The organism is Sandarakinorhabdus oryzae (assembly GCF_009733735.1).
Taxonomy (GTDB): Bacteria; Pseudomonadota; Alphaproteobacteria; order Sphingomonadales; family Sphingomonadaceae; genus Sandarakinorhabdus; species Sandarakinorhabdus oryzae.
The window spans coordinates 1-730 of the sequence record NZ_WNJP01000380.1; the positions used below are offsets into that span (position 1 = coordinate 1).

2 protein-coding genes are annotated in these 730 nt (G+C 71.8%); both read right to left on the minus strand.

All coding sequences use genetic code 11. The features are described from left to right. On the minus strand, positions 1–132 hold a 132-nt coding region (locus GJ693_RS16420), incomplete at its 3' end, for an SDR family NAD(P)-dependent oxidoreductase (protein ID WP_156257277.1). A 1-nt stretch (position 133) separates the two neighbouring features. Continuing rightward, positions 134–730 (minus strand): ACP S-malonyltransferase (locus GJ693_RS16425; protein ID WP_156257278.1); only part of this gene is annotated, 597 nt, incomplete at its 5' end.

Below are 730 nucleotides of genomic sequence, written 5' to 3' on the forward strand. Positions count from 1 at the left end.
GGCCAGCGCCTCGGCGCGGGTGCCCGACAGCGCGACACGGGCGCCGCGCGCGGCGAGCGCCCTGGCAATGGCGCTGCCGATGCCGCCCGAAGCACCGGTGACGAGCGCGGTCATGCCGGTCAGATCAAACATCTCAAAGCTCCTTGGCAATGGCTTCGACGCCCGACATGTCACTGGCAGTCATGGTGGGTACGTCAGGCGTGATGCGGCGAATCATCGGCCCCAGCACCTTGCCGCCCAGCTCCACGAAACCGGTGACGCCCAGTCCGGCCATGGCCAGCACCGATTCCCGCCAGCGCACGGTGCCGCACACCTGATCGACGAGCAGGCCGCGAATCGCATCGGGATCGGTCACCGGCGCCGCCGTCACGTTGGCGATCAGCGGCACGGTGGGCGCGGCCAGCGGGGCGGCCGCCAGCGCTTCGGCCATCGCATCGGCCGCCGGCTGCATCAGCGGGCAGTGGAACGGCGCGGACACCGGCAGCAGCACGCTGTGGCGGGCACCCTTGGCCTTGGCGAGGTTCATGGCGCGGGCAACGGCCTCGACATGGCCCGACACGACCACCTGGCCATTGGCATTGTCGTTGGCCGCGGCACACACCTGGCCCTGCGCAGCCTCCGCAGCGATTGTCTGCACCGTCTCGAAATCGAGGCCGAGCAGCGCCGCCATGGCGCCGACGCCGGGCGGGACGGCGGCCTGCATCGCCGTGCCGCGCAGCCGCAGCAGGCG